This window comes from Streptococcus sp. WM07 (genome assembly GCF_004570525.1).
GTDB lineage: Bacteria > Bacillota > Bacilli > Lactobacillales > Streptococcaceae > Streptococcus.
The window spans coordinates 1-255 of the sequence record NZ_SPPZ01000338.1 but is presented as its reverse complement, the minus strand read 5'-3'; the positions used below and the strand labels follow the sequence as shown (position 1 = coordinate 255).

Sequence of the window (255 nt, the reverse complement as noted above, 5' to 3'; positions counted from 1 at the left end):
TTACAGACTTTCCAACTATATTCACAAACAGTTTCCGAAAACGTTTCATCGTCAGATTCTTCACAACTCCACCAGCTATATGCTTCACAAATAAGGAAAGATTATAGGCCAAGCAAGAAATCAACATACGAACTTCGTTCTTGATTAAAGTTGAACTATCTGTCTTATCACCGAAAAATCCAGATTTCATCTCTTTTATGAAATTTTCAGACTGTCCCCGTTTTCGATAAAGTTGAAAATATTCCTGGCTAACTC

At 35.3% G+C, this 255-nt stretch carries 1 protein-coding gene; it reads right to left on the bottom strand.

Going from position 1 to position 255, the window contains the following annotated elements; all coding sequences use genetic code 11:
- A partial coding sequence (locus tag E4T71_RS09485; RefSeq protein WP_167758534.1) for a transposase occupies positions 1–255 on the bottom strand: 255 nt, incomplete at both ends.